Source organism: Mycobacterium sp. 852002-53434_SCH5985345, from assembly GCF_001667155.1.
Lineage (GTDB): Bacteria > Actinomycetota > Actinomycetes > Mycobacteriales > Mycobacteriaceae > Mycobacterium.
The window spans coordinates 12635-38373 of record NZ_LZIE01000066.1; the positions used below are offsets into that span (position 1 = coordinate 12635).

At 68.1% G+C, this 25739-nt stretch carries 23 protein-coding genes and 1 riboswitch; of the genes, 18 read left to right on the top strand and 5 right to left on the bottom strand.

Annotated elements, in window-relative coordinates; all coding sequences use genetic code 11:
• Positions 1-31: 31 nt before the first annotated feature.
• Complete coding sequence (locus A5756_RS15935) at positions 32-745, top strand: MgtC/SapB family protein (protein ID WP_066954682.1); 714 nt, start codon at positions 32-34, stop codon at positions 743-745.
• On the opposite strand, the gene A5756_RS15940 is transcribed toward A5756_RS15935, so the two are convergent.
• Positions 742-1938, bottom strand: a complete 1197-nt coding sequence (locus tag A5756_RS15940) for an NAD(P)/FAD-dependent oxidoreductase (protein WP_066954086.1) — start codon at positions 1936-1938, stop codon at positions 742-744. The genes A5756_RS15935 and A5756_RS15940 overlap by 4 nt on opposite strands.
• A 135-nt stretch (positions 1939-2073) precedes the next feature.
• Between A5756_RS15940 and A5756_RS15945 the strand changes: the two genes are divergently transcribed.
• Both A5756_RS15945 and A5756_RS15950 read left to right on the top strand, forming a co-directional pair.
• The gene (locus A5756_RS15945; RefSeq protein WP_156659583.1) at positions 2074-2964 is read left to right on the top strand and encodes a sterol desaturase family protein; all 891 of its coding nucleotides are present in this window, start codon (positions 2074-2076) and stop codon (positions 2962-2964) included.
• A gap of 94 nt (positions 2965-3058) precedes the next feature.
• On the top strand, positions 3059-3742 hold the full coding sequence (locus tag A5756_RS15950; RefSeq protein WP_066954094.1) for a hypothetical protein: 684 nt from the start codon (positions 3059-3061) through the stop codon (positions 3740-3742).
• A gap of 5 nt (positions 3743-3747) precedes the next feature.
• Here A5756_RS15950 and A5756_RS15955 read toward each other — a convergent pair whose 3' ends face one another.
• Positions 3748-4203 (bottom strand): nitroreductase/quinone reductase family protein, encoded by a 456-nt coding sequence (locus A5756_RS15955; RefSeq protein WP_066954099.1) that lies wholly within the window; start codon positions 4201-4203, stop codon positions 3748-3750.
• A 113-nt stretch (positions 4204-4316) separates the two neighbouring features.
• Here A5756_RS15955 and A5756_RS15960 point away from each other — a divergent pair, with 113 nt between their 5' ends.
• The 3 genes from A5756_RS15960 to A5756_RS15970 all read left to right on the top strand — a co-directional run bounded on the left by A5756_RS15960 (position 4317) and on the right by A5756_RS15970 (position 7103).
• Complete coding sequence (locus A5756_RS15960) at positions 4317-5000, top strand: TetR/AcrR family transcriptional regulator (RefSeq protein WP_066954104.1); 684 nt, start codon at positions 4317-4319, stop codon at positions 4998-5000.
• A gap of 130 nt (positions 5001-5130) precedes the next feature.
• Complete coding sequence (locus A5756_RS15965; protein ID WP_066954107.1) at positions 5131-5634, top strand: VOC family protein; 504 nt, start codon at positions 5131-5133, stop codon at positions 5632-5634.
• On the top strand, positions 5631-7103 hold the full coding sequence (locus A5756_RS15970; protein WP_066954111.1) for an FAD-binding protein: 1473 nt from the start codon (positions 5631-5633) through the stop codon (positions 7101-7103). The genes A5756_RS15965 and A5756_RS15970 overlap by 4 nt, the downstream gene beginning before the upstream one ends.
• Positions 7104-7137: 34 nt before the next feature.
• On the opposite strand, the gene A5756_RS15975 is transcribed toward A5756_RS15970, so the two are convergent.
• On the bottom strand, positions 7138-9063 hold the full coding sequence (locus A5756_RS15975) for an ABC transporter ATP-binding protein/permease (protein WP_066954114.1): 1926 nt from the start codon (positions 9061-9063) through the stop codon (positions 7138-7140).
• A 93-nt stretch (positions 9064-9156) separates the two neighbouring features.
• Here A5756_RS15975 and A5756_RS15980 point away from each other — a divergent pair, with 93 nt between their 5' ends.
• The 12 genes from A5756_RS15980 (at position 9157) to gcvP (ending at position 22728) form a co-directional block, all read left to right on the top strand.
• Entirely contained in the window at positions 9157-10800 is a 1644-nt protein-coding gene (locus tag A5756_RS15980) for an acetolactate synthase (RefSeq protein ID WP_066954117.1), read from the top strand.
• 125 nt (positions 10801-10925) lie between these two features.
• Positions 10926-13250, top strand: coding sequence for an accessory Sec system translocase SecA2 (gene secA2 / locus A5756_RS15985; RefSeq protein WP_066954120.1), 2325 nt, complete (start codon positions 10926-10928; stop codon positions 13248-13250).
• Between the two features lie 97 nt (positions 13251-13347).
• Positions 13348-13977, top strand: a complete 630-nt coding sequence (locus A5756_RS15990; protein ID WP_066954123.1) for a CDP-alcohol phosphatidyltransferase family protein — start codon at positions 13348-13350, stop codon at positions 13975-13977.
• Positions 13970-14902: a DUF881 domain-containing protein gene (locus A5756_RS15995; protein ID WP_066954126.1), complete on the top strand. Its 933-nt coding sequence runs from the start codon at positions 13970-13972 to the stop codon at positions 14900-14902. Before A5756_RS15990 ends, A5756_RS15995 begins: the two co-directional genes overlap by 8 nt.
• A 55-nt stretch (positions 14903-14957) precedes the next feature.
• Positions 14958-15290: a small basic family protein gene (locus A5756_RS16000; RefSeq protein WP_007170008.1), complete on the top strand. Its 333-nt coding sequence runs from the start codon at positions 14958-14960 to the stop codon at positions 15288-15290.
• A 45-nt stretch (positions 15291-15335) separates the two neighbouring features.
• Positions 15336-16175, top strand: a complete 840-nt coding sequence (locus tag A5756_RS16005; RefSeq protein WP_066954685.1) for a DUF881 domain-containing protein — start codon at positions 15336-15338, stop codon at positions 16173-16175.
• A gap of 29 nt (positions 16176-16204) precedes the next feature.
• Positions 16205-16603 carry a glycine cleavage system protein GcvH gene (gcvH, locus tag A5756_RS16010; RefSeq protein ID WP_066954128.1) on the top strand — a complete coding sequence of 133 codons (399 nt, stop codon included), beginning with the start codon at positions 16205-16207 and terminating at the stop codon, positions 16601-16603.
• Between the two features lie 261 nt (positions 16604-16864).
• Positions 16865-17338: a glycogen accumulation regulator GarA gene (gene garA, locus A5756_RS16015; protein ID WP_369817373.1), complete on the top strand. Its 474-nt coding sequence runs from the start codon at positions 16865-16867 to the stop codon at positions 17336-17338.
• Complete coding sequence (locus A5756_RS16020) at positions 17338-18099, top strand: MerR family transcriptional regulator (protein WP_066954135.1); 762 nt, start codon at positions 17338-17340, stop codon at positions 18097-18099. Before garA ends, A5756_RS16020 begins: the two co-directional genes overlap by 1 nt.
• A 105-nt stretch (positions 18100-18204) precedes the next feature.
• On the top strand, positions 18205-18699 hold the full coding sequence (locus tag A5756_RS16025; protein WP_046184273.1) for a bifunctional nuclease family protein: 495 nt from the start codon (positions 18205-18207) through the stop codon (positions 18697-18699).
• A 273-nt stretch (positions 18700-18972) separates the two neighbouring features.
• A complete protein-coding gene (locus A5756_RS16030; RefSeq protein WP_066954138.1) occupies positions 18973-19578 on the top strand; it encodes a MerR family transcriptional regulator in 606 nt (201 codons plus the stop codon).
• Between the two features lie 36 nt (positions 19579-19614).
• A riboswitch (glycine riboswitch) is annotated at positions 19615-19712 on the top strand.
• A gap of 178 nt (positions 19713-19890) precedes the next feature.
• Positions 19891-22728: an aminomethyl-transferring glycine dehydrogenase gene (gene gcvP, locus A5756_RS16035; RefSeq protein WP_066954141.1), complete on the top strand. Its 2838-nt coding sequence runs from the start codon at positions 19891-19893 to the stop codon at positions 22726-22728.
• 15 nt (positions 22729-22743) lie between these two features.
• Here gcvP and A5756_RS16040 read toward each other — a convergent pair whose 3' ends face one another.
• Together A5756_RS16040 and A5756_RS16045 are read right to left on the bottom strand one after the other, a co-directional pair.
• Positions 22744-23616, bottom strand: a complete 873-nt coding sequence (locus A5756_RS16040; protein ID WP_066954144.1) for a haloalkane dehalogenase — start codon at positions 23614-23616, stop codon at positions 22744-22746.
• Between the two features lie 67 nt (positions 23617-23683).
• Positions 23684-25711, bottom strand: coding sequence for a substrate-binding domain-containing protein (locus tag A5756_RS16045; RefSeq protein ID WP_066954147.1), 2028 nt, complete (start codon positions 25709-25711; stop codon positions 23684-23686).
• Positions 25712-25739: the final 28 nt, after the last annotated feature.

The window sequence follows — 25739 nt, forward strand, 5'->3', positions numbered from 1 at the left end:
CGCCGGTGCTGACCCGGGGGAAGGACTGCTGATGGAGACCACGCTGAGCGTCGCCGATTTCGCGCTCCGGCTCGCCGTCGGCGTGGGATGTGGCGCGCTCATCGGCCTGGAGCGGCAATGGCGGGCGCGCCGGGCCGGCCTGCGGACCAACGCGCTGGTCGCCGGCGGCGCGACGTTGTTCGTGCTCTATGCCGCCGCCACCGCGGACACCAGCCCAACCAGGGTCGCGTCGTACGTGGTGTCCGGCATCGGATTCCTCGGCGGTGGCGTGATCCTGCGCGAGGGCGTCAACGTCCGGGGCCTCAACACCGCGGCCACGCTGTGGTGTTCTGCGGCGATCGGCGTCCTGGCGGCGTCGGGGCACCTGGTGTTCGCGCTGATCGGCACCGGGACCGTCATCGGCATTCACGTGTTCGGGCGCCCGCTTGGCCGGCTGATCGACCGCGACAACACCGGAGACGAAGACGAGAGTCTGCGGCCCTACCTGGTGCAGGTGGTCTCCCGTCCGAAACACGAGCAGTACACGCGCGCTCAGATCGTGCAGCACGCGAGCGGCAACGACATCACGCTGCGCGGCATCCATACCGGGCGGTCCGGCGACGACGAGGTCACGTTGACCGCGCACCTGCTCATGGACGGCGACGCCCCGTCCCGGCTGGAGCGGTTGGTGGCGGAGCTGTCGCTGCAGCCGGGAGTTCGCGCCGTGCAGTGGTACGCCGGCGACGAAGCGCAATCGGACCGCTAGGGGCGGGACTGCAGCTCCGGCGCGGCCGCGGCCAGGAGGTCGGCAGGGTTCCCGGTCAGCGGCGGGTAGATGCGCCGAGTGTTGATCGTCCGCTTGGTCGCCTTGGCCCGTTCGCCACTTGACACCAGCAGCCGATCCCACCCTTCGGTGTAAACCGCGCCGGCCGGTCCGAGGTCGAGAACCGTTACATACCAAGGGATTCGGAGAGCCAGCAGCGGCTCGCCGAACAGGTCGCTGATTACGTTGTAGCCGGCGTAGCGTCCCATCGGGCGGCCGTGTTGACACGACATCACCGACAGGTGGTCCCCGTCCATCCGGGCGGCGGCGACGTCGCCCGCGGCAAAAATTGCGGGGACGCCGACTACCCGCAGAAAGTCATCGACGGGCACCCGCCCCAGGCGGTCGCGCGCCACCGGCAAGTGCTCGGTCAGCGAGCTGGCCCGCATGCCGGCACACCACACCACCGTGGCCGCCGCCAGGTGTTCGCCCGAGGTCAGCGACACCCCGCGTTCGCTGATCGCGGCGACGCCCACGCCCGCCCGGGTCTCGACGCCGTTGGCCTCCAGCGCGGCTTCGATGACCGGACGCGCCGAGCTGCCCATGTCGGAGCCGATGCGGCTGCGATCCAGCAGCACCACCCGGGGAGTGACGTCGCTCCCAGCGAACAGCCGGCGCAACCTGTCCGGTAGCTCGCACGCCACTTCGATGCCGGTCAGTCCCGCCCCGACCACGACAACCGTGCCCGCCGCCGCCGTTGGGGAACCGTCGGCGAGCCGAAGCAGGTGGTTCTGCAGCGCAAGGGCACCGTCATAGGTGTCGACGTCGAAGCCGAACTCCCGCAGACCCGGCACGGCGGGTTTTTGGACGTGGCTGCCCGAGGCCAGCACCAACCGGTCGTAGTCATACGTCACGCCACCCGATGTGGCGACGGTGCGGGCGTCGGTGTCGATCGCGGTCACCTCGGTGGCGACGTGTGCCACACCCACGGGGTCGAGCAGGCCGGCGAGCGGAACGCGGCATGGGCGCAGGTCAGCCTCGTAATTGCGCACCCGGATGTCGTGAAAGGGCTGGGTGGCCAACACGGTGATGTCGACAACGCCCGTCGGGATGGCCAGCTCGTCGAGCCGGCGGGCTGCACCGAGCGCCGCCCATAATCCGGCAAAGCCCGAGCCGATCACCACCACAGCGGTCAACTGTCCAAGCCCTCCGATCCGTCAGCACAGTGTGGACCGCATGCCGGACCAAGGCGACCCGACTGTCCCGCGGTTCGTCGTAGTCTTATCCCTGTGAGTGCGCCCTCAGATTTCGTGTCCGCGCTGCCCCCGCAGATGCGGGATCCCGTGCTGCTCGCCATTCCCTTCTTCTTGTTGCTGTTGACGCTGGAATGGGCGGCGGCCCGAAAGCTGGAGAGCATCGTCGAAAACGCGCGGCCGGTCTCCGGCGCATACCTCACGCGTGACTCGCTGGCCAGCATCTCGATGGGGCTGGTCTCGGTGGGCACCACCGCCGCCTGGAAGACTCTGGCGCTGTTCGGCTACGCCGCGATCTATGCCTATGTGGCGCCGTGGCACCTCTCGGCCGCCCATTGGTACACCTGGGTCATCGCCATTCTCGGGGTTGACCTGCTGTATTACGCCTATCACCGGATCGCGCACCGGGTGCGGCTGATCTGGGCGACGCACCAGGCCCACCACTCCAGCGAATACTTCAACTTCGCGACCGCGCTGCGCCAGAAGTGGAACAACAGCGGCGAAATCCTGATGTGGGTGCCCCTGCCGCTGCTGGGGATCCCGCCCTGGATGGTGTTCTTCAGTTTCTCGATCAGCCTGATCTACCAGTTCTGGGTGCACACCGAGCGGATCGACAAGCTGCCGCGGGTCTTCGAATTCGTCTTCAACACCCCGTCACATCACCGGGTGCACCACGGGATGGATCAGATCTACCTCGACAAGAACTACGGCGGAATCCTCATCCTCTGGGACCGGCTGTTCGGCAGCTTCCAGGCCGAGTTGTTCCGCCCCCACTACGGCCTGACCAAGCGGGTCGACACGTTCAACATCTGGAAGCTGCAGACCCGGGAATACGTCGCGATCGCCCACGACTGGCGCACCGCGACCCGGCTGCGCGACCGGCTGGGCTATGTCTTCGGCCCGCCGGGCTGGGCCCCACGCACCGCGGACCGCACCGAGGCCGCCGTTTCCCTGGCGACATCTCCGTAACACCGGCGGCGGACGGCGCGAAGACTTCTGCGTAACGGAAAGTCACGCCGTAATCTCAAATCGGTCGAGATTTGGCCCGGACGGATCGGAGTTGATGGTGCGTCGCCTGGCAATGCGAGCGTTCACCGCATCGATCACCGTGGCCGCGTTCGCGCAATGGATGCCGCCCGCCCCGGCCAAGGCCGACCCCGTCATGGTCTATCCGGGCATGGAGATCCGCCAGGACAATCGCGTCTGCACGCTGGGCTACGTCGACCCCAACCTCAAGATCGCGTTCACCGCGGGGCACTGCCGCGGCGGCGCGGGCGTCGTCACGGACCGGGGCGGGGCCGTGATCGGCCGCCTGGCCGCCTTCCGGGACAACACCCCCAGCGGCACGACGGTGGCCACCGACCAGCTGATCACCGACTACGAGGCGATCGTGCTGGACAACGGCGTGATGGCGAACAACGTCCTGCCCGGCGGGCGTCCACTGATCTCGAATCCGGCGGCGGCGCTCGCCCCCGGACAGGCGATCTGCCACTTCGGGGTCAGCACCGGCGAAACCTGCGGGACGGTGGAGAGCGTGAACAACGGCTGGTTCACCATGTCGCACGGGGTGCAGAGCCACAACGGCGATTCGGGCGGCCCGGTGTACCTGCCTTCCAGCGCAGGTCCGGGGCTGCTCGTGGGGATCTTCAACAGCGTGTGGGGGGATTTCCCGGCGGCGGTGTCATGGCGGGCCACCTCAGAGGAAGTCCGTGAGGACCTCGGTGTGACGCGCGGGGGCGCCCGCTAGGCGATTCAGCGGGCCTCGTCCGCCTCCGCGAGGGCGAACACCGGGATCGTGGGTGCGACGGCGCGGAACTCCTCGTCGGTGCTGTCCGGGGTCAGTCCGGCGACGTAGTCCTTGACCTGCCAGTACCAGCGCTCCAGATATCGCCGCAGCAGTTCCGTTTTGGCCGCGTCGGCCACCTCGCTGACCCTGGCGCGACGCCGGCGCCAGCGCGGGCCGGTCTCGACGACGCCCGCGGCCCGAACGTTGCGGGCCCACTGGGTGTTGCCGCGCGGTGAGACCAGGTAGTCGACCCCGTCAACGGTCAGCAGATTGATGACGACCGCCCGCGTCTTCCCACTTTTGCGCCCGCGCACCCGCAGCGCATGGGTGCCGGCGATGCTGACTCCCATCTCGGCAAGCCAGCGGATCACCGCGTTGGCGGCTCGCACGACCCCGCTCGGTTCTTCGTATCGGGTGGACATGTCGCATCCTCTCTCGCCAACCTACCGAGAGCACTGCTCTCTAAGGCGGGGACATTGCCACACTCCTGACCAGAAAGCAAGAGCGGTGATCTCGGTTATGCCAGACTGACCGCGTGGGCAAACGCCAGGAGACCCGGCAGCAGATCGAGGCGCGCATCATCCAGCTCGGTCGCCAGCAGCTGGTCGACCGCGGTGCGGCCGGGTTGTCCGTGCGTGCGATCGCACGGGACCTCGGCATGGTGTCGTCGGCCGTGTACCGCTACGTGTCCAGCCGCGACGAGCTGCTGACTTTGCTGCTGGTCGACGCCTACTCCGACCTGGCCGACGCCGTCGATCGCGCCCGCGAGGCGGTCGGGGACCTTTGGAGCGACGATGTCATCGCCATTTCCCGGGCAACACGGGCGTGGGCCGTCGCGCACCCGGCCCGCTGGGCCCTGCTGTACGGCAGCCCGGTGCCCGGCTATCACGCACCGCCGGAGCGCACCGTGGCCGTGGGAACCCGGGTGGTGGCGGCCTTCTTCGACGCCGTCGCGTCCGGCATCGCCACCGGCGACATCAGGCTGACCGATACCGTTGCGCCCCAACCGATGTCGTCGGACTTTGAGCGGATTCGCCAGGAGTTCGGGTTTCCCGGCGACGATCAGGTGGTCGCCAAGTGCTTCCTGCTGTGGGCGGGGGTGCTGGGGGCGATCAGTCTCGAGGTGTTCGGGCAATACGGCGCCGATACCCTGACCGACCCCGAGGCGGTGTTCGACGCGCAGCTTCGGCTGCTGGTGGATGTGTTGAGCCAACATTGACGGCCGGGGCCGGGCCACCCGCGGAATTAGAACACGTTCACCCACCATGCGGGGCAATGCAGCCGCTCGCCATGGCAAAGTTTTCGCGGCCCTTTCTGGCTGCCGAGCCACTGGACTATTCTGCAGGACGATGACCCTTCCCGTTCAATCGCCGACGCAGATCGCGTGGGTTACCACCGACCTGGACGCCACGGAAACCGCCCTCACCGGCTTGTTAGGTGTGCGCAAATGGGTCCGGATACCCGACGTGCACTTTGCTCCGGACTCCTGCAGCTACCTTGGCAAGCCAGCCGATTTCGTCGCCAGCATCTCGCTGAGCTACCTCGGCGACATGCAGCTGGAACTGATCCAACCCGTCCGTGGGGAGAACATCTATAGTGACTTTCTGCGCGAATCGGGGCCCGGCCTGCACCACATTTGCGTGGAGGCGGAGAGCCCCGGGCAGTTCGACGCGGTGTTGGCCGAGGCGGTGGAATTCGGCGCCGCGGTCGTGCAGCAGGGCGTGATGCCCGGCGGGATTCAGTTCGCCTATGTGTCAGCGCCGCAGGCGGCGGTGCCGTTTGTCGAGATCGCGTACATCGCGCCCGAGATGAGGGCGTTTTACGACTACATCAAACAGGAGCAGCGCCAATGAGCACCGAGATACCGGCGACGGTCAGCGCGGAAGACGTGACGTCGTGGTCAGATGACGTCGACGTGGTGGTGGTCGGCTTCGGCATCGCCGGCGGCTGCGCCGCTGTCAGCGCGGCGGCCGCCGGGGCGAAGGTGCTGGTGCTGGAGCGCGCCGCGGCGGCGGGCGGCACGACGTCGCTGGCCGGCGGGCACTTCTATTTGGGTGGAGGAACGGCGGTTCAGGAGGCGACGGGCCATGCCGACTCGCCCGAGGAGATGTACAAGTACCTGGTCGCCGTGTCCCGGCAGCCGGATCACGAGAAGATCCGGGCCTACTGCGAGGGCAGCGTCGAGCACTTCAATTGGCTGGAAGACTTGGGTTTTCAATTCGAGCGCAGCTACTTTCCGGGCAAGGCGGTCATCCAGCCCAACACCGAGGGTCTGATGTTCACCGGCAACGAGAAGGTGTGGCCCTTCTTGGAGCAGGCGGTGCCGGCGCCGCGCGGCCACAAGGTGCCCGTGCCCGGCGACACCGGGGGCGCCAGCATGGTGATCGATCTGCTGCTGAAGCGCGCCGCGAACCTGGGCGTGCAGATCCGGTACGAGACAGGCGCGACCGAACTCATCGTGGACGGTTCGGGCGCGGTGAGCGGCGTCATGTGGAAGCAGTTCTCCGAAACCGGTGCGATCAAAGCAAAGTCGGTGATCGTCGCTGCCGGGGGATTCGTGATGAATCCGGAGATGGTTGCCAAGTACACCCCCAAGCTGGCCGAGAAACCGTTCGTGCTGGGCAACACCTACGACGACGGCCTGGGCATCCGGTTGGGCGTCTCGGCCGGCGGCGCAACCGAGCACATGGACCAGATTTTCATCACGGCTCCGCCCTACCCGCCGTCGATCCTGTTGACGGGCATCATCGTGAACAAGCTGGGACAGCGCTTCGTCGCCGAGGATTCCTACCACTCCAGGACTTCCGGGTTCATCATGGATCAGCCGGACAGCGCGGCGTTCCTCATCGTCGACGAGGCGCACCTGGAGCACCCCAAGATGCCGCTGGTCCCGCTGATCGACGGCTGGGAGACGGTCCCGGAAATGGAAGCCGCACTTGGCATTCCGGAGGGCAACCTGGTCGCGACGCTGGACCGTTACAACGCCAACGCCGCCCGCGGCGAGGACCCCGAATTTCACAAGCAGCCCGAATTCCTTGCGGCACAAGATCACGGGCCATGGGGGGCGTTCGACATGTCATTGGGTAAGGCGATGTACGCCGGTTTCACCATCGGCGGGCTCGCCACGTCCGTGGACGGCGAGGTGCTGCGCGAGGACGGCACCGTCGTGCCGGGCCTGTACGCCGCCGGGGCGTGCGCGTCCAACATCGCCCAGGACGGTAAGGGCTACGCCAGCGGCACGCAGCTGGGGGAGGGCTCGTTCTTCGGCCGCCGCGCCGGAACGCACGCGGCCCGAGGGGCCGGGGGAGCGAAGGCGCGCTAAGACCCAGCGCCGGAACGCACGCGGCCCGAGAACGCTAGACGCGCGCGGGTTCCTTCTTTTCCTCCACGGGTCCCAGCCGCCACGGCCCGCCGCCGAGCAATTGCAGCTCTTGTTCGTGGTGCTGCTCAACGGTCGGCCGATGGCTGACGCTGACCACCACGCAGTCCGGCAGCTCGGTCCGCATCAGCTGGTACAACGCGAATTCCAGGCCCTCGTCCAGCGCGGAGGTGGCCTCGTCCAGGAAGACGGCTTTGGGTTTGGTGAGCAGGATCCGCGCGAAGGCGACACGCTGCTGCTCGCCCGGGGACAGCACCTTGGCCCAGTCCCGCTCTTCGTCGAGCCGGTCCACCAGTGGCGCCAGCGCGACTTTGGTGAGCACCTCGCCCAGTTCGGCATCGGAGACGTCGTCCGGCGAGTTCGGGTAGCACACCACGGTGCGCAGGCTGCCCAGCGGCACGTACGGCAACTGCGACAGGAACATCGTCGCGTTGTCACCCTGCGGACGGCAGAGGGTTCCGGACGCGTACGGCCACAACTCGGCCAGACTGCGCAGCAGCGTGGTCTTGCCGGCACCGGAGCGCCCGGTGATCACCAGCGAATCGCCCTCGGCAAGTTGAACATCGAGCGGGTCGATCAGCCGATCACCGGCCGGCGTGCGCACCTCGATGTCGCGAAGCTCGACGGGCGCCTCTTCGCTCGGCTTGACCAGGATGGTCGGCAGCGCGCGGCCCTTGTCGTTGGCGTCGACCAGCCCGTGCAACCGGATGATCGACGCGCGGAAGGCCGCGAACGCGTCGTAGTTGTTGCGGAAGAACGACAGCGAATCCTGGATGTTGCCGAAGGCGGTCGCGCTCTGCCCGACGTCGCCGAAGTCGATCCGGCCGGCGAACAGGCGCGGCGCCTGAATCACCCACGGCAGCGGAACGATTGCCTGCGACACCGACCAGTTCCAGCCGTTGAAGATGATGGTCCGGCGGACGAACTTGCGGTAGTTGTCGATGATCGGGGTGAAGCGCCGCCACAATTGCGCCCGTTCCACTCGCTCGCCCCGGTAGAAGCCCACGGCCTCCGCGGCATCCCGCAATCGGACCAGGGCATAACGGAATGCGGCGTTCAACTTCTCGTTGTTGAAGCTGAGCCAGATCAGCGGATGGCCGAGCCAGATCGCCACCAGCGTGGCCACCAGCACGTAGATCAGGACGGTCCAGAACATCGCGCGCGGGAACTCGACGCCGAACACGGTCAGGCTGCCGGACAGGTTCCACAGGATCGCGGCGAAGGAGATCACCGAGGCCACCGCGTTCACGGCCCCGAACAGCAGGGTGCTGCCGGTCCCGTTCGAGGGGATGTTCGGGGTGCCACCCGCATTCGCGGTGAAGATGTCGATGTCCTGCTGGATGCGCTGGTCGGGGTTGTCGATGGTGTGGTCGATGAACAGGTCCCGGTAGTAAGCCCGGCCGGCGAGCCAGTCGTCGGTGAGATTGGCCGTCAGCCACATCCGCCAGGCGATGATGAACCGCTGCGTCAGATAGATGTCCACCATGAACCGGATGACGTACAAGACCGCCAGCACGCTGAAGATCGCGATCGACATCCAAAAGCCGTGTATCCCGGACTGTTTGACGTTTTCGTCGTCGGCGGCGAGGCCCTGCACCGCTTTTTGTACCGCGGTGTACAGGTCGTTGCCCTGGTAGCTGAGCAACACCATCAGCCGCACGGACAGGAGTACGGACAGCAACAGCACGCCCAGCATCACCCACACCCGCACGCTGTGCGCTCCGACAAAATAACCGCGCGTGATCCGCCAGAACTGTTGGCCCCAGGGCGTGAGGTACCTGAAGGCGATTAGCGCAATGAACAGCACTACCGCGCTGATCACCCACGCGATCGCTACCCACCGCAGGGAATCCACGGCGGCCGTGGACCAGTCGATCGACGGCTTGAACGGCTTCGGGCCCATGGTCGCTATCTCCTCGGGGTCGAGCTGGTGGACTCTGCCGGAACTTCAAATCCTCCGGCGAAGGTACCCGAAGGATCTAGATAGGCTGCGGTTATGAGCACCGACGCCATCTCCACACAAACATTGCACGCCGGCCGGCTGATCGCGCGGCGCCTGCGCGCCAGCGGTGTCGACACCGTCTTCACGTTGTCGGGTGGCCACCTGTTTTCCGTTTATGACGGCTGCCGCGAGGAAGGGATTCGGCTGATCGATACCCGTCACGAGCAGACCGCGACCTTCGCCGCCGAAGGGTGGTCGAAAGTGACGAGGGTGCCCGGCGTCGCCGCGCTCACCGCGGGGCCGGGCGTCACCAACGGCATGAGCGCGATGGCGGCGGCCCAGCAGAACCAGTCGTCCCTGGTCGTTTTGGGCGGCCGGGCGCCCGCGCAGCGGTGGGGCATGGGCTCGCTGCAGGAGATCGATCACGTGCCGTTCGTGGCACCGCTGGCCCGCTTCGCCGCCACGGCGCAATCTGCCGGGGACGCCGGCCGGCTCGTCGACGAGGCGTTGCTGGCGGCGGTCGGCGCCCCGTCGGGCGTCGGGTTCGTGGACTTCCCCATGGACCACGTGTTTTCCATGTCCGAGGATCACGGCCGCCCCGGCGCCCTCACCAACCTGCCGCCGGGGCCCACTCCCGACGGCGGTGCGCTGGGTCGCGCCGCCGGCCTGCTTTCGGCGACGCGGCGGCCGGTGATCATGGCGGGCACCAACGTCTGGTGGGGACACGGGGAGGCGGCGCTGCTGCGCCTCGCCGAGGAACTGCAAATCCCTGTGCTGATGAACGGGATGGCGCGCGGCGCGGTGCCCGCCGATCACCCGTTGGCCTTCTCCCGGGTGCGTGGAAAAGCGTTGGGGGAGGCCGACGTTGCGCTGATCGTCGGCGTCCCCATGGACTTCCGGCTCGGCTTCGGTGCGGTGTTCGGGCCACAAACCAAGCTCATCGTGGTGGATCGGGCCGAACCCGAGCGCAACCATCCCCGCCCGGTTGAGGCCGAGCTCTACGGGGACCTGCTGTCGACATTCGCGGCGCTGGCGGCCGGCGGCGGGACCGATCATCGAGAGTGGATCGACGACCTGCGGGCGGCCGAAACCGAGGCGCGCGGCAAGGAGAAGGCCGAGCTCGCCGACGACCGCGTCCCGTTGCACCCCATGCGGGTGTATGCGGAGCTGGCGCCGATGCTGGACCGCGACGCGATCGTCGTCATCGACGCCGGTGATTTCGGGTCCTACGCGGGGCGGGTGATCGACAGCTACCAAGCGGGCTGCTGGCTGGACAGCGGCCCCTTCGGCTGCCTCGGCTCGGGCCCCGGTTACGCCCTGGCCGCCAAGCTCGCGCGGCCGGACCGTCAGGTCGTCCTCCTGCAGGGCGACGGCGCCTTCGGCTTCAGCGGCATGGAATGGGACACCCTGGTTCGGCACAACGTGCCCGTCGTCTCGGTGATCGGCAACAACGGAATCTGGGGGCTGGAAAAGCACCCCATGGAGGCGTTGTACGGCTATTCGGTGGTGGCGGAACTGCGTCCGGGCACCCGCTATGACGAGGTGGTGCGTGCCCTGGGTGGCCACGGCGAGCTGGTCTCCGCGCCGGCCGAGCTGCGGCCCGCGCTGGAACGCGCCTTCGCCAGCGGCCTGCCCGCCGTCGTCAACGTCCTCACCGATCCCAACGTCGCCTACCCACGCCGCTCGAACCTGGCCTGATGAGTCGCCTTGCCCCCTCGCCGCTGCGCAGCCGGGGACGTACCCCCACCTCACGCCGCGACGCGGCGTGCATCGTCGCCGACTGGCCTGAGCTCACGCGGCGGCCCACCGCGTACCGTTGACCTGTGCCAAAGACCTCCCGCGCGCAGCCCGGCGGCCTGAGCAGCCGATTTTGGCGACTGCTCGGCGCCAGCACCGAAAAGAACCGCAACCGATCCCTTTCCCAGGTCACCGACTCGTCGGAGTATGACGAGGAAGCCGCCGGCCTTACCGACGAGCAGCTCCGCAAGGCCGCCGGTCTGCTCAAGCTGGACGATCTCGCGGAGTCCGAGGACATCCCGCAATTCCTCGCGGTCGCCAGGGAGGCGGCCGAACGGGCGACCACGCTGCGCCCGTTCGACGTGCAGCTGCTGGGTGCGTTGCGCATGCTCGCCGGCGACGTCATCGAAATGGCCACGGGTGAAGGCAAAACGCTCTCCGGAGCGATCGCGGCTGCGGGCTACGCCCTGGCCGGGCGGCACGTGCACGTGGTGACCATCAACGATTACCTGGCCCGCCGTGACGCGGAGTGGATGGGCCCGCTCATCGAGGCGATGGGGTTGACGGTCGGCTGGATCACCGCCGAGTCGACCAGCGAGGAGCGCCGCGCCGCCTATGGCTGCGACGTCACCTATGCCTCGGTCAACGAGATCGGTTTCGACGTGCTGCGCGATCAGCTCGTGGTCGACGTCGACGACCTGGTGTCACCCAACCCCGACGTGGCCCTGATCGACGAGGCCGACTCGGTGCTCGTCGACGAGGCGTTGGTGCCGCTGGTGCTCGCGGGTACCACGCACCGGGAGACGCCGCGGCTGGAGATCATCAAGCTGGTCGGCCAGCTGAAACCGGACACCGACTTCGAGACCGACGCCGACAGCCGCAACGTCCATTTGACCGACGTCGGGGCACGCAAGGTCGAGAAGGCGCTCGGTGGCATCGACCTCTACTCCGAGGAGCACGTCGGCACGACCCTGACCGAGGTCAACGTCGCGCTGCACGCGCACGTGCTGTTGCAGCGCGACGTGCACTACATCGTCCGGGACGACGCGGTGCACCTGATCAACGCCGCCCGCGGCCGCATCGCCCAACTGCAGCGCTGGCCGGACGGCCTCCAGGCCGCGGTGGAGGCGAAGGAGGGGATCGAGACCACCGAAACCGGGGAAGTGCTCGACACGATCACGGTGCAGGCACTGATCAATCGCTACGAAACCGTGTGCGGCATGACCGGCACGGCGCTGGCCGCCGGTGAGCAGCTGCGCCAGTTCTACAAGCTGGGCGTGTCCCCAATTCCGCCGAATGAGCCCAACATTCGCGAGGACGAGTCCGACCGCGTCTACATCACGGCCGCGGCCAAGAACGACGGGGTCGTCGCGCACATCGCCGAGGTGCATGAGACCGGGCAACCGGTGCTGGTCGGCACGCGGGACGTGGCCGAATCCGAGGAGCTGCACGAGCGGCTGCTGCGCCGGGGCGTACCCGCGGTGGTGCTAAACGCGAAGAACGACGCCGAGGAAGCCGAGGTCATCGCCGAGGCCGGGAAGTACGGGGCGGTCACCGTGTCGACGCAAATGGCGGGGCGCGGCACCGACATTCGGCTCGGCGGCTCCGACGAAGCCGACCATGACAGGGTCGCCGAACTCGGCGGGCTGCACGTGGTCGGCACCGGACGGCATCACACCGAGCGGCTGGACAACCAGCTGCGCGGCCGCGCCGGACGCCAGGGCGACCCCGGCTCGTCCGTGTTTTTCTCGAGTTGGGAAGACGACGTGGTGGCGGCCAACCTCGACCACAACAAGCTTCCGATGGAAACCGACGAAGACGGCCGGATCGTCAGCCCCAAGGCGGCCGGGCTGCTCGACCACGCCCAGCGCGTAGCCGAGGGCCGGATGCTCGACGTGCACGCTAATACCTGGCGCTACAACCACCTGATCGCCCAGCAGCGCGCCATCATCGTCGATCGGCGAAACACGTTGCTGCGCACCGCAAGCGCGCGCGAGGAGCTCGCCGAGCTGGCGCCCAAGCGGTACAAGGAGTTGTCGAAGGACATTCCCGAGGATCGCCTCGAGAAGATCTGCCGGCAGATCATGCTCTATCACCTCGACCGCGGCTGGGCCGATCATCTGGCGTACCTCGCCGACATCCGCGAAAGCATCCACCTGCGGGCGCTGGGCCGGCAGAATCCGCTGGACGAGTTCCACCGGCTGGCGGTCGACGCGTTCGCGTCGCTGGCCGCGGATGCGATCGAGGCCGCGCAGCAGACGTTCGAGACGGCGAACGTCCTCGAGGAGGAACAGGGCCTGGATCTGTCCAAGCTGGCCCGGCCCACCTCGACGTGGACCTACATGGTCAACGACAACCCGCTGTCCGACGACACGCTATCCACGCTGAGCCTGCCCGGCGTTTTCCGCTAGGTCGTCGACGGCGGGCGCCGAATGTGCGTCCAGCCGCACACCGGGGACCGAGTGTGCGTCCAGCCGCGCACTCGGCGTTCGACTAAGGTCACGGCTTATGGAGCCGGCGCTTCCGCCCAATCGGGTGCTGACGGTCCCCAACGCGCTGAGCGCGATCCGCCTGGTGCTCATCGGAGTGTTCGTCTACGCCCTGCTGGTCGCGCACGCCAACGGCTGGGCGGTCGGAATTTTGATGTTCAGCGGGGCGTCCGACTGGGCCGACGGCAAGATCGCCCGGCTGCTCGATCAGTCGTCGCGGCTCGGCGTTCTGCTCGACCCGGCGGTCGACCGCCTCTACATGGTCTGCGTTCCCGTCGTGATGGCGCTGAGCGGGATCGTGCCGTGGTGGTTTGTCGCCATCCTGCTGGCGCGCGACGGGCTGCTGGCCGCGACGCTGCCGCTGCTGTGGAGCCGCGGGCTGTCCGCGCTGCCCGTCACCTACATCGGAAAGGCCGCCACGTTCGCACTGATGTCCGGTTTTCCGCTGGTGCTGCTCGGGACGTGGGACGCCCTGTGGAGCAGGGTCGTCGGGGCCTGCGGCTGGGCGTTCCTGATCTGGGGCATGTACGGCTACCTCTGGGCGTTCACGCAGTACGTGGTGCAGATGACGTTGGTGCTGCGCCGGATGCCCCGGGTCAAACACGGCGGACGCCCGCCCGCCGCACCGAAGGCGGTCGAACATGGCTGACCCGGACCGCCTGCTCGGCGGCTACGACCCCAACGCCGGGCGCAGCGCCCACGTGGCGGCGCGCCCGCAGCTGATCCCGGTGCCGTCCCTGCTGCGTGCCCTGCTCTCCGAGCACCTGGACCCCGGCTACGCCGCGGCGGCGGCCAAACGCAGCGACGCCGCGGGGCACGGGCACGGGCACGGGCGCGACCGCGCCTTCGGCTGGCTGTGGCAGGCGTTGGCGGCGCTGCTGATCGCCACGGTCTTCGCCGCCGCCGTCGCGCAGGCCCGCTCGGTGGCGCCCGGTGTGCGCTCGGCGCAGCAACTGCTGCTGGGCAATGTGCGTTCCACCGAGAACACCGCGGCCAAACTCGCCCAGCGGCGCACCGAACTGTCCGCCCGGGTGGATGGCGTGCAGCGCCGCGCACTGGCCGACGACGCCGAAGGGCAGCGGCTGCTGGCCCGCCTCGATGCGCTCGGCCTGGCGGCGGCCAGCACGGCGGTCATCGGCCCCGGGCTGAAGGTCACCGTGACCGACCCGGGCGCCAGCCCGAACCTTTCCGACGTTTCCAAGCAGCGGCTCGGCGGCAGCAGGCAGATCATTTTGGACCGGGATCTGCAGCTGGTCGTCAACTCGTTGTGGGCCAGCGGCGCCGAGGCGATTTCGGTCGGCGGGGTCCGCATCGGGCCCAACGTGACCATCCGGCAAGCCGGCGGCGCGATCCTGGTTGACAACAATCCCACCAGCAGCCCGTACACGATCCTGGCGGTGGGGCCGCCCCGCGCGATGCGAGACGTCTTCGACCAGAGCTCCGGCCGACAGCGTCTTAAGCTGCTTGAGGTCTCCTACGGTGTCGTCGTCACCGTCGACGCCGCCGACGGGCTGACGCTGCCCGCGGGATCGATCCGGGATATCAAGTTCGCCAAACAGATTGGGCCACAGTGAGAACAGCCCTCGACAGGCATCTACGGCTTTGCGAGTCGCGGACGGGAACTCAAGCATGATCGGCATCGCGGCGCTGGCGATCGGCATCGTGCTCGGCCTGGTCTTCCACCCCGCCGTGCCCGAGGTCGTCCAGCCGTACCTGCCCATCGCGGTGGTCGCGGCGCTGGACGCGGTGTTCGGCGGGTTGCGCGCCTATCTGGAACGCATCTTCGATCCGAAAGTCTTCGTGATCTCCTTCGTGTTCAACGTTTTCGTGGCCGCACTGATCGTGTACGTCGGCGACCAGCTGGGCGTCGGTACCCAGTTGTCCACGGCGATCATCGTGGTGTTGGGAATCCGCATCTTCGGCAACGCCGCCGCCCTGCGGCGCCGGCTGTTCGGGGCGTGACGGAGCGATGTGCAGGAGCGGCGCGATGACCGGGAGGAGGCCAGCGTGAGCCAGGACCCGGCGGACGGCGCCGCCGAAAGTGGTGACGCAGCAAGCCCTACGCAGCACGGCCGCCACGAACTTCCCGCGAAACGCCCCCGCCCGGAGATCGGGCCGGTGCGCCGCACGGGACTGTCCGCGCTGGTCCGCGGCGGTCGTTCCCGGCTGGCTTTCGGGATGTTGGCGGCCCTGTTGTGTCTGCTGTTGGGCGTCGCCATCGTCACGCAGGTCCGCCAGAACGAATCGGGCGATTCGCTGGAAACGGCGCGCCCCGCGGACTTGTTGGTCTTGTTGGACTCGCTACGTCAGCGCGAGGCCACCCTCAACGCCGAAGTGAATGAACTGCAGAACACGCTGAATTCGCTGCAGGCGTCCGGTAATAACGACCAGGCCGCCATCCAGGCCGCGCAGGCCAAGCTGGCCGCGCTGTCCATCTTGGCCGGCGCGGTCGGCGCCACCGGGCCGGGCGTCACCGTCACGATCGACGACCCCGGGCCGGGGGTTTCGCCGGAGGTGATACTCGACGTGATCAACGAACTGCGTGCCGCCGGTGCCGAGGCGATCGAAATCAACGACGCGCACCAATCCGTCCGAGTCGGTGTCGATACCTGGGTAGTGGGTATGCCTGGCTCGCTGACGGTCGACGCCAAGACGCTGTCGCCCCCGTATTCGATTCTGGCGATTGGCGATCCGCCCACCCTGGCCGCGGCGATGAACATTCCGGGCGGCGCCGAGGACAGCATCAAGCGCGTCGGTGCGCGGATGTCCGTCCGGCAGGCCGACCGGGTGGACGTGACCACCTTGCGACAACCAAAACCGCACCAATACGCTCAGCCCGTCAAGTGAGCAATTCTCCCAACCGAACAGGACGACTTGTGAGCGATATCCCGCCCGATCTGCACTACACCGCCGAACACGAGTGGGTTCGCCGCAGCGGTGAGGACACCGTGCGCGTCGGTATCACCGACTTTGCGCAGTCGGCCCTGGGCGATGTCGTCTTTGTTCAGCTGCCCGAGGTGGGCACCGAACTGACCGCGGGTGAATCGTTCGGCGAGGTCGAGTCGACGAAATCGGTCTCGGATCTGTACGCCCCGGTGTCGGGCACGGTGTCCGCGGTCAACGGCGATCTGGAAGGCAGCCCGCAGCTGGTCAACTCCGAGCCCTACGGGGGCGGGTGGCTGCTGGACGTGCAGGTGCCGGACGTCGCCGCGCTGGAGTCGGCCATTTCGTCGCTGCTTGACGCCGAGGCCTACCGCGGAACACTGACCGAATGACGATTGCTAATGTGCCTGCCAGCCCCGCGCGGCGACGCGAGCGGTGCGGCGGGCCGGCGGGGGGAAGGCGGGCAATCGGTCTTCCGATCGTCGGGTGGGGGGCACATTGCAGGCCTATGCGCGGTACCGTCGACACATCGACACTTGAACGCACGAGTCTTGTAATCGGCAGTACCGGGCGAGAAAACCCAGTGAGCAGCCGGCCGAGCGGCCCGGTCAGACAACGCCACAGCGGCCAGTGAGGAGCAGCGCGTGACGGATATGGACTCCGGAAGTCCCCAAGACCAGACCTCTGACGAAGTCACGGTGGAGACGACTTCCGTCTTTCGTGCCGACTTCCTCAATGAACTGGACGCTCCCGCGCAGGCGGGCACCGAGAGCGCGGTCTCCGGGGTGGAAGGCCTCCCGGCAGGCTCCGCGCTGCTGGTCGTCAAACGGGGGCCTAACGCGGGGTCGCGCTTCTTGCTCGACCAGCCCATCACCTCCGCCGGCCGGCATCCCGACAGCGACATCTTTCTGGACGACGTCACCGTCAGTCGCCGCCACGCCGAATTCAGGTTGGAAAACAACGAATTCAGCGTGGTCGATGTCGGTAGCCTGAATGGCACGTACGTCAACCGGGAGCCCGTCGACTCGGCGGTGCTCGCCAACGGCGACGAGGTACAGATCGGCAAGTTCCGCTTGGTGTTTTTGACCGGGCCCAAGCAGGGTGAGGACGGAGGATCCGGAGGCTAGTGAGCGCACCCGATAGCCCGGCACTGGCCGGGATGTCGATTGGGGCGGTCCTGGAACTGTTGAGGCCGGACTTTCCCGATGTCACGATCTCCAAGATTCGCTTCCTGGAGGCCGAAGGACTGGTGACGCCGCAGCGCGCCGCGTCGGGTTATCGGAGATTTACCGCATACGACTGTGCCCGGTTGAGGTTCATCCTGACCGCGCAGCGCGACCACTACCTACCGCTCAAGGTCATCCGGTCGCAATTGGACGCGCAGCCCGACGGCGAACTGCCGCCCTTCGGCTCGCCCTACGCCGGGCCACGTCTGGTGTCGGTGGCGGGAGTTGGGGAGGCCAGTGCCGAGCCGGGCTCCGGGGCCGGTTCCGACGCGGCGGCGGTGGCGCCGTCGAGCATCCGGCTGAGTCGTGAAGATCTGCTGGAGCGCTCCGGGGTGGGCGACGACCTGTTGACGGCACTGCTCAAGGCGGGCGTGATCACCACCGGCCCGGGCGGCTTCTTCGACGAACACGCCGTGGTCATCCTGCAATGCGCGCGAGCGTTGTCGGAATACGGTGTGGAGCCGCGGCATCTGCGTGCTTTCCGCTCGGCAGCGGACCGGCAATCCGACCTGATCGCCCAAATCGCCGGGCCGCTAGTCAAAGCCGACAAGGCCGGCGCCCGCGATCGCGCCGACGACCTGGCGCGTGAGGTGGCGGCCCTCGCCATCACCTTGCACACGTCGCTGATCAAATCCGCCGTTCGCGACGTACTGCATCGCTGAGGACTAGACTTCGTCGATAGCTTGGTTTTCAGCGGCATAGCGACGATCCGGCGTCGTCGTTGCGCCAAGAACCGACACGGCAGCATATGCGGAGGGCAGACACAAATGGGTGAAGTTCGTGTTGTCGGCATTCGCGTTGAGCAGCCGCAGAACCAGCCGGTCCTGTTACTGCGCGAGACCGACGGCGACCGATACCTGCCGATCTGGATCGGTCAATCGGAGGCTGCCGCCATCGCGCTCGAGCAGCAAGGCGTCGAGCCGCCCCGCCCCCTGACACACGATCTGATCAGGGATGTCATTGCCGCGCTTGGTCATTCGCTGAAAGAGGTGCGGATCGTCGATCTGCAAGAGGGCACCTTCTACGCCGATCTGGTCTTCGACCGCAACATCACCGTGTCGGCTCGGCCGTCGGATTCGGTGGCAATAGCGCTGCGCGTCGGTGTTCCGATCTACGTCGAGGAGGCCGTGCTGGCCCAGGCCGGCCTGCTCATCCCCGACGAGACCGACGAAGAGGGGGGCACCGCCGTCCGCGAGGACGAGGTGGAGAAGTTCAAGGAGTTTCTCGACAGCGTGTCTCCGGACGACTTCAAGGCCACTTAGCCGGGTTTCGGGAGCGTCCGAGCGGCTTGGCGCGGCGCGGCAGTCGGGTACTACCCTGGACACCGACATCACGGGTGGATCTCGGGATGTCGACACGCCTGGCGGATAGCGCCCTCACTTGGCCCGACGGCAGCCATACTTTGATCACGACTTAAGGGCGCGGTAGCTATCGAACAGCGTAAGCTCTCTAGCACTCGGGCCTGAGCAAACGTGGCTGCGACGCAGCCAGTGACGCAGCTGGAAACGAAAGCGCGATCGGCGAGAGGAAGCACCGTGAGCGAGCAGCCACGCCAAGAACAGCTGGACCTAGCTGACCATCCGACCGCCGCACCGGAAGTGCCCGTGCAGCCCGGACTATTTCCCGACGACTCCGTACCGGACGAGCTGGTCGGGTACCGCGGTCCCAGCGCCTGCCAGATCGCCGGAATCACCTACCGCCAGCTGGACTACTGGGCGCGCACGTCGTTGGTGGTGCCGTCGATCCGCAGCGCGGCGGGCTCGGGCAGCCAGCGGCTCTACTCGTTCAAGGACATCCTGGTTCTCAAGATCGTCAAGCGGCTGCTCGACACCGGGATCTCGCTGCACAACATCCGGGTTGCCGTCGATCACCTGCGCCAGCGCGGCGTGCAGGATCTGGCCAACATCACCTTGTTCTCCGACGGCACCACGGTTTACGAATGCACCTCCGCCGAAGAGGTGGTCGACCTACTGCAGGGCGGGCAGGGCGTGTTCGGTATCGCCGTGTCGGGCGCAATGCGCGAGCTGACCGGCGTGATCGCCGACTTCCCCGGTGAGCGCGCCGACGGCGGCGAATCGATCGCCGCCCCGGAAGACGAGCTGGCGTCCCGGCGCAAGACCCGTGACCGCAAGATCGGTTAAGCGCACTCGCTCGACCGGGTAAACTGGGCTCCGCATCGCACTCGTGCGGGAGAGTTCCGTGACGGCCAGCCACGGACGCCGAAGGAGCAACACCTCTCCGCTAACCTCTCAGGCACCCGGACCGCCCGAGTTAACGATGCCTCTGGAAAGCGGTGCCGACCCTAGCGGTCGGCACCCGCCGATGGGGAAAGGCGCTCAGACATCAGCGGGCGCCGAATCTCTCAGGCGCCCGGCGCACGGGTGAAGACAGAGGGAGAGGACCGCTAGTCCTCTCCCTTGCACGCTTCGTCTCTGCCACCAGGAGTTTCGCCAGTGCCCGAGCAAACAACCTTCGCCGCCCGCCACATCGGTCCGGACGCCCAGGCCGTCGCGGCCATGCTGGCCGTCATCGGAGTCGACTCGCTCGACGAGCTGGCCGCCAAGGCCGTCCCGGCGGGCATCCTCGACAAGCTCACCGGCAGCGGTGCGGCACCGGGGCTGGATGAATTGCCGCCGGCCGTCACCGAGGCCGAGGCCCTGGCCGAGCTGCGGGCGCTCGCCGAGGCCAACACCGTGGCCGTGTCCATGATCGGGCAGGGCTATTACGACACGCTCACCCCGCCGGTGCTGCTGCGCAACGTGCTGGAGAACCCGGCCTGGTACACCGCCTACACGCCGTATCAGCCCGAGATCAGCCAGGGCAGGCTGGAAGCGCTGCTGAATTTCCAGACGATGGTTGCCGACCTGACCGGACTGGAAGTCGCCAACGCCTCGATGCTCGATGAGGGCACCGCGGCCGGCGAGGCCATGACGCTGATGCACCGCGCGACCCGCGGCACGTCGAACCGGCTGGTCGTCGACGCCGACCTGTTCGCTCAGACCGCGGCCGTGTTGGTGACGCGCGCCCAGCCGTTGGGCATCGAGATCGTCACCGCCGATCTACGCGAGGGTCTGCCCGAGGGCGACTTCTTCGGCGTCATCACCCAGCTGCCCGGCGCCAGCGGCCGCGTCACCGACTGGGCGGCCCTGGTGGAGCAGGCCCACGAACGTGGCGCGCTGGTTGCCGTCGGGGCCGACCTGCTGGCGTGCACGCTGATCACCCCACCCGGCGACATCGGTGCCGACGTTGCGTTCGGAACGACCCAACGATTCGGTGTGCCAATGGGATTCGGCGGCCCGCACGCCGGATACCTGTCGGTGCATTCCAAGCACGCCCGCCAGCTGCCGGGCCGGCTGGTCGGTGTGTCGCTGGACGCCGACGGGTCGCCGGCCTACCGGCTGGCGCTGCAGACGCGCGAGCAGCACATCCGCCGGGACAAGGCGACCAGCAACATCTGCACGGCGCAGGTGCTGCTGGCGGTGATGGCCGCGATGTACGCCAGCTACCACGGGGCCGACGGTCTGGTGCAGATCGCCCGCCGCGTGCACGCCCACGCCGAGGCCATTGCCGCCGCCCTGGGCTCGGCGGCCAACACAGCCTTGGTGCACGACGCGTTCTTCGACACCGTGCTGGCGCGGGTGCCGGGGCGCGCCGACGAGGTGGTGGCCGCGGCCAAGGCGAACGGCGTCAACGTGTGGCGCGTCGACGACGACCACGTGTCGGTCGCCTGCGACGAGGCCACCACGGACGCGCACGTGGCGGCGGTTCTGCAAGCCTTCGCCGGGTCGGCGGCCGAGCCCGTCGCCGTCGACATCGCGACCCGCACCTCGGAGTTCCTCACCCATCCGGCGTTCACGCAGTACCGCACCGAAACCGCGATGATGCGCTACCTGCGCACGCTGGCGGATAAAGATATCGCCTTGGACCGCAGCATGATTCCGCTCGGCTCGTGCACGATGAAGCTCAACGCCGCCGCGGAGATGGAACCGATCACCTGGCCGGAATTCGCGCGTCAGCATCCGTTCGCCCCGCCGTCGGACACCCCTGGCCTGCGCCGGCTGATCAGCGACCTGGAGAGCTGGCTGGTGCAGATCACCGGTTACGACGCCGTCTCGCTGCAGCCCAACGCCGGTTCGCAGGGCGAGTACGCCGGGCTGCTGGCCATCCACGACTACCACGCCAGCCGGGGCGAACCCCACCGCAACATCTGCCTGATCCCGTCCAGCGCGCACGGCACCAACGCGGCGTCGGCGGCGTTGGCCGGCATGCGGGTGGTGGTGGTGGCCTGCCACGACAACGGGGACGTCGATCTCGACGACCTGCGCGCCAAGGTCGCCGAGCACGGCGACGCGTTGTCGACGCTGATGATCACCTATCCGTCCACCCACGGTGTCTACGAACACGACATCGCCGAGATCTGCGCGGCCGTCCACGACGCCGGCGGCCAGGTGTATGTCGATGGCGCCAACCTCAACGCGCTCGTCGGCCTGGCTCGGCCGGGGAAGTTCGGCGGCGACGTCAGCCACTTGAACCTGCACAAGACGTTCTGCATCCCGCACGGGGGCGGGGGACCGGGGGTCGGTCCCGTGGCGGTGCGCGCGCACCTGGCCCCGTTCCTGCCCGGGCACCCGCATGCGCCCGAGTTGCCCGAAGGTCATCCGGTGTCGTCGGCGCCTTACGGGTCCGCCTCGATCCTGCCGATCAGCTGGGCCTACATCAGGATGATGGGCGCCGACGGCCTGCGGGCGGCGTCGCTGACCGCGATCGCGTCGGCCAACTACATCGCCCGCCGGCTCGACGAGTACTTCCCGGTGCTCTACACCGGCGAGAACGGCATGGTCGCCCACGAGTGCATCCTGGATCTGCGCCCGATCACCAAGTCGACCGGGGTCACCGTCGACGATGTCGCAAAGCGCTTGGCCGACTACGGCTTTCACGCGCCGACGATGAGCTTCCCGGTGGCCGGCACGCTCATGGTGGAGCCCACCGAGAGCGAGAGCCTGACCGAGGTCGACGCCTTCTGCGAAGCCATGATCGCCATCCGCGGGGAGATCGACCGGGTGGGTGCGGGGGAGTGGCCCGTTGACGACAATCCGCTGCGCGGCGCGCCGCACACCGCCGAATGCCTGTTGATCGCCGACTGGCAGCACCCGTACACGCGGGAAGAGGCCGCCTATCCGCTCGGGAAGAACTTCCGGCCGAAGGTGTGGCCGCCGGTACGGCGCATCGACGGCGCCTACGGCGACCGCCACCTCGTTTGCTCGTGCCCGCCGGTGGAGGCGTTCGCCTAAGTCGCGCAGGGTTGGTCAGCCGAAGCGGTCGATGATCGCCGCGGCGATCTGATCCGGTGCATCCTCCTGGATGAAGTGCTTGGCATTGGGCAGTTCGACGACGACGTGGTCGGGAAAGGTCGCGCGCATGCGCGGCAGGGTGGGGCCGGGCCGGAACGCGAAATCCTTCATGCCCCAAACGAACAGGGCGGGTTTGGCGCCCAGCTTGGCCGGCACTTCCCGGGCGAGCCGCGCCAGCAGGGGTCCGGCGGCCAGGATCTGCTTGGGCATCTCGGCGACGCCTTTGCGGGCCTCGGGGCCGGGTTGCACCGCCCGGTAGTGCTGCATCACCGCATCACTCGGCCGGTGCTCGGTTCCGGCGGGGATCAGACGCTCGACGAAGAAATTGCGGTGCAGGATCGCGTATTGCAGCGGCGGACTCGACATCACCCGGCTGAACATCTTCGTCGTGAATTCGTCGGTCGGCCAGAACCAGGTGTTGCCCAGGATGACGCCGCGCACCCGCTCGGCGCGCTCCACCGCGACCGCCATGCTGATGGGCCCACCCCAGTCCTGGCCCATCGTCAGGAAGCTCTCGAGGCCGAGGTGGTCGACCAACTCGCCGACCACCCGGGCGTGCTCCTCGATGGTGTATCCGAACGCCGCGGGCCGGTCCGAGAGCCCGAACCCGAGGTAATCCGGTGCGATGCAGCGGAATCTGTCGCGCAGCGCGATGACGATGTTGCGATAGAGGAAGCTCCAGGTCGGGTTGCCGTGGCACAGCAGGATCGGCGGCCCTTCGAAACCGGCGGGGCCCTCGTCGATGTAGTGCATGCGCCCCTGCGAGCTGTCGAACCAGCGCGACTCGAACGGGTAGAGCTGGGGGTCCGGGCTGAAGTCGATGCTCATGGCGCTCCTTCGGTAGCGCTCATGATGCTAGGCCCGGAGTGTGACAGGCACCCGCTCGCAGGCCCGCTCAGCTCAAGAAGGCGTTCATGGCCGCGGCGAGGTCCGGGGACGCCGATGTGGCGAGGTTCTGGTAGCCACCACCGCTGAGCTGGGCGACCGCTTCCCACGTCGCGCGGTCCGGGTCGCCGCCGAAGTCGATGACGTTCACCGCGATGGGCTTGGCCGGGTCCGCACTCTTGCGGATGAAATCCTGCAACCCGGGGCCGTCCAGGCTCTGGTCGGTGTGGGGACCCGCCGTGATGACCAATATCGAGTTGGTCTGGCCCGGGTGGTAATTGGCCTGCAGCTCTTGGTAGATCATGCGCAGCGTGGTGAACGACACGGCGCCGCCCGGCGACGAGTACTGCTTGTCCAACGCTGCGGTCAGCGCCGCCGAACGCGGCTGGCCGTTCACGGGGTCGCCCAGGGGCCCGCCGGCCACCTCCGAACGTCCCTCGTGGCCGTCGAACGTCCACAGCCCCACCACCGAGGTGGGTGGCAGCGCCCTGATCTTGTCCTGCAGTGCGGCGATGACGTTCGCCAGGCGCGACTTCCCGCCCTCCTGGCCGGGCATCGACTGGTCGAGCATGATGGTCGCGGCCAGCCCGCTCGACGGGCTGGCCATCGCCTCGGCCAGCGTCGCGCGCATCGCGTCGTCACCCACCGACACCGTCGCCGGTAGCGCCGGGAATGTGGTGACCGGGCTGCTCGGCGGCTTGACGCCGTTGACCCGGAAGCCGGCCTTTGCCAGCTTGGCGAGTTGGTCGGGCTTGTGCATGAAGCGGGCGAACTCGCTGGCCGCCGAGGTCTGGTCCCGCGTCAGCCACGAGCCGCTGAGCAGCACCGTGGGGTAGTCGGCGACCGGCGCCGGCCCGGACGGTAGCCAGGAGGCCAACATGCCCTTCGCGTCGGGCAACGATTGGCCGCGCTGGAACAGCTGCTGCTCGGTCGTGATCACCGCATGCACCGGGGCGGTTGCCGCGTCAGGGGGTCCGAACAGCGCGTCCATCGCCTCGGTCAGCGAGTTGTTCGCCAGCTTCGGTTGCGCGCTCAGCAAGGCGCGCACCGCGCCGGTGCCCTGGGTTGCCGGGGCGCCGGGAGGTGCCGATGCGGCCGCCACCGCTTCCCCGGCCAGGAACGCCGCGTCACCATTGCCAGTCATCGGCAGGGCCAGCCGCAGCGCCCCCCAGGCCGGCAGGTTCACGCCGGCCAAGCCGTTCGGGTTGGTCTGCAGCCCCGGGAGCGCCCCCCAATTCTGGTTGCCGAGCGCCCGCTGGAGTTCCGGGCGGACGGCGAGCACCACGGGCGACGTCACCAGCGAGCGGCTGTCGGTGATCGTCTTCTGCGCCGTGGCCCCGGCCAGCCGCGCGGCGGAGACCGAGCTGCCCGGAATCCACAACGCCGGCTGCCCGCCCAGCTCGGCGGGCCACTTGCCGATGAAGCCGTTCAGTACCGCGTCGGAGCCGGCCGGTTTGACGCTGACCTCCACGCAGTGGTCGCCGATGGGGCCGGCCGAGGAGTTGTAGGTCTCCGCGAACTGCTGCACCGAGTCGGCGATCGACGGGTCGGCGACGACGGCGACCGTCTCCTTACCGCCCACGCAACGCCCGGCGGCCTGGTGCGAGCGGTTGGATAACGCATCACCGAAGAAGCTCCACAGGATCACACTGCCCACCACCACGACGACGGCGACCAGGGCCACGATCACGCCGATGCTGACTCCGCGGCGGCCGCCCTCGCTGCGATGGCCGCCCCGCCAATCGCCGAGGCCGCGGTGGCCGCGGCCGAACAGTGACGGCGACGAGGCGGGCGGCTCCGCGCTCGGCGGCCCGGGCTGCCGCGCCGGGAACTCCGGGTAATCGTCGGCGGTGCCGGCCTCGAACGCGTCCTCGGCGGCGTAGGGGTCATCCTCGGCGTCGAAGTCGTCCTCGACCGGATAGTCACCCTCGTCGGCGTAGTCCTCGCCGACGGCGTCCCGGCGACGGTCGTCGGTGTCGCCACTTTCGTATGGCTCGTCGACGGAGTCCCCAGGGTCGGGCAAACTGTGCCTACCCATAGCGGTGTCCGTCGCCTTTCCGTCGATC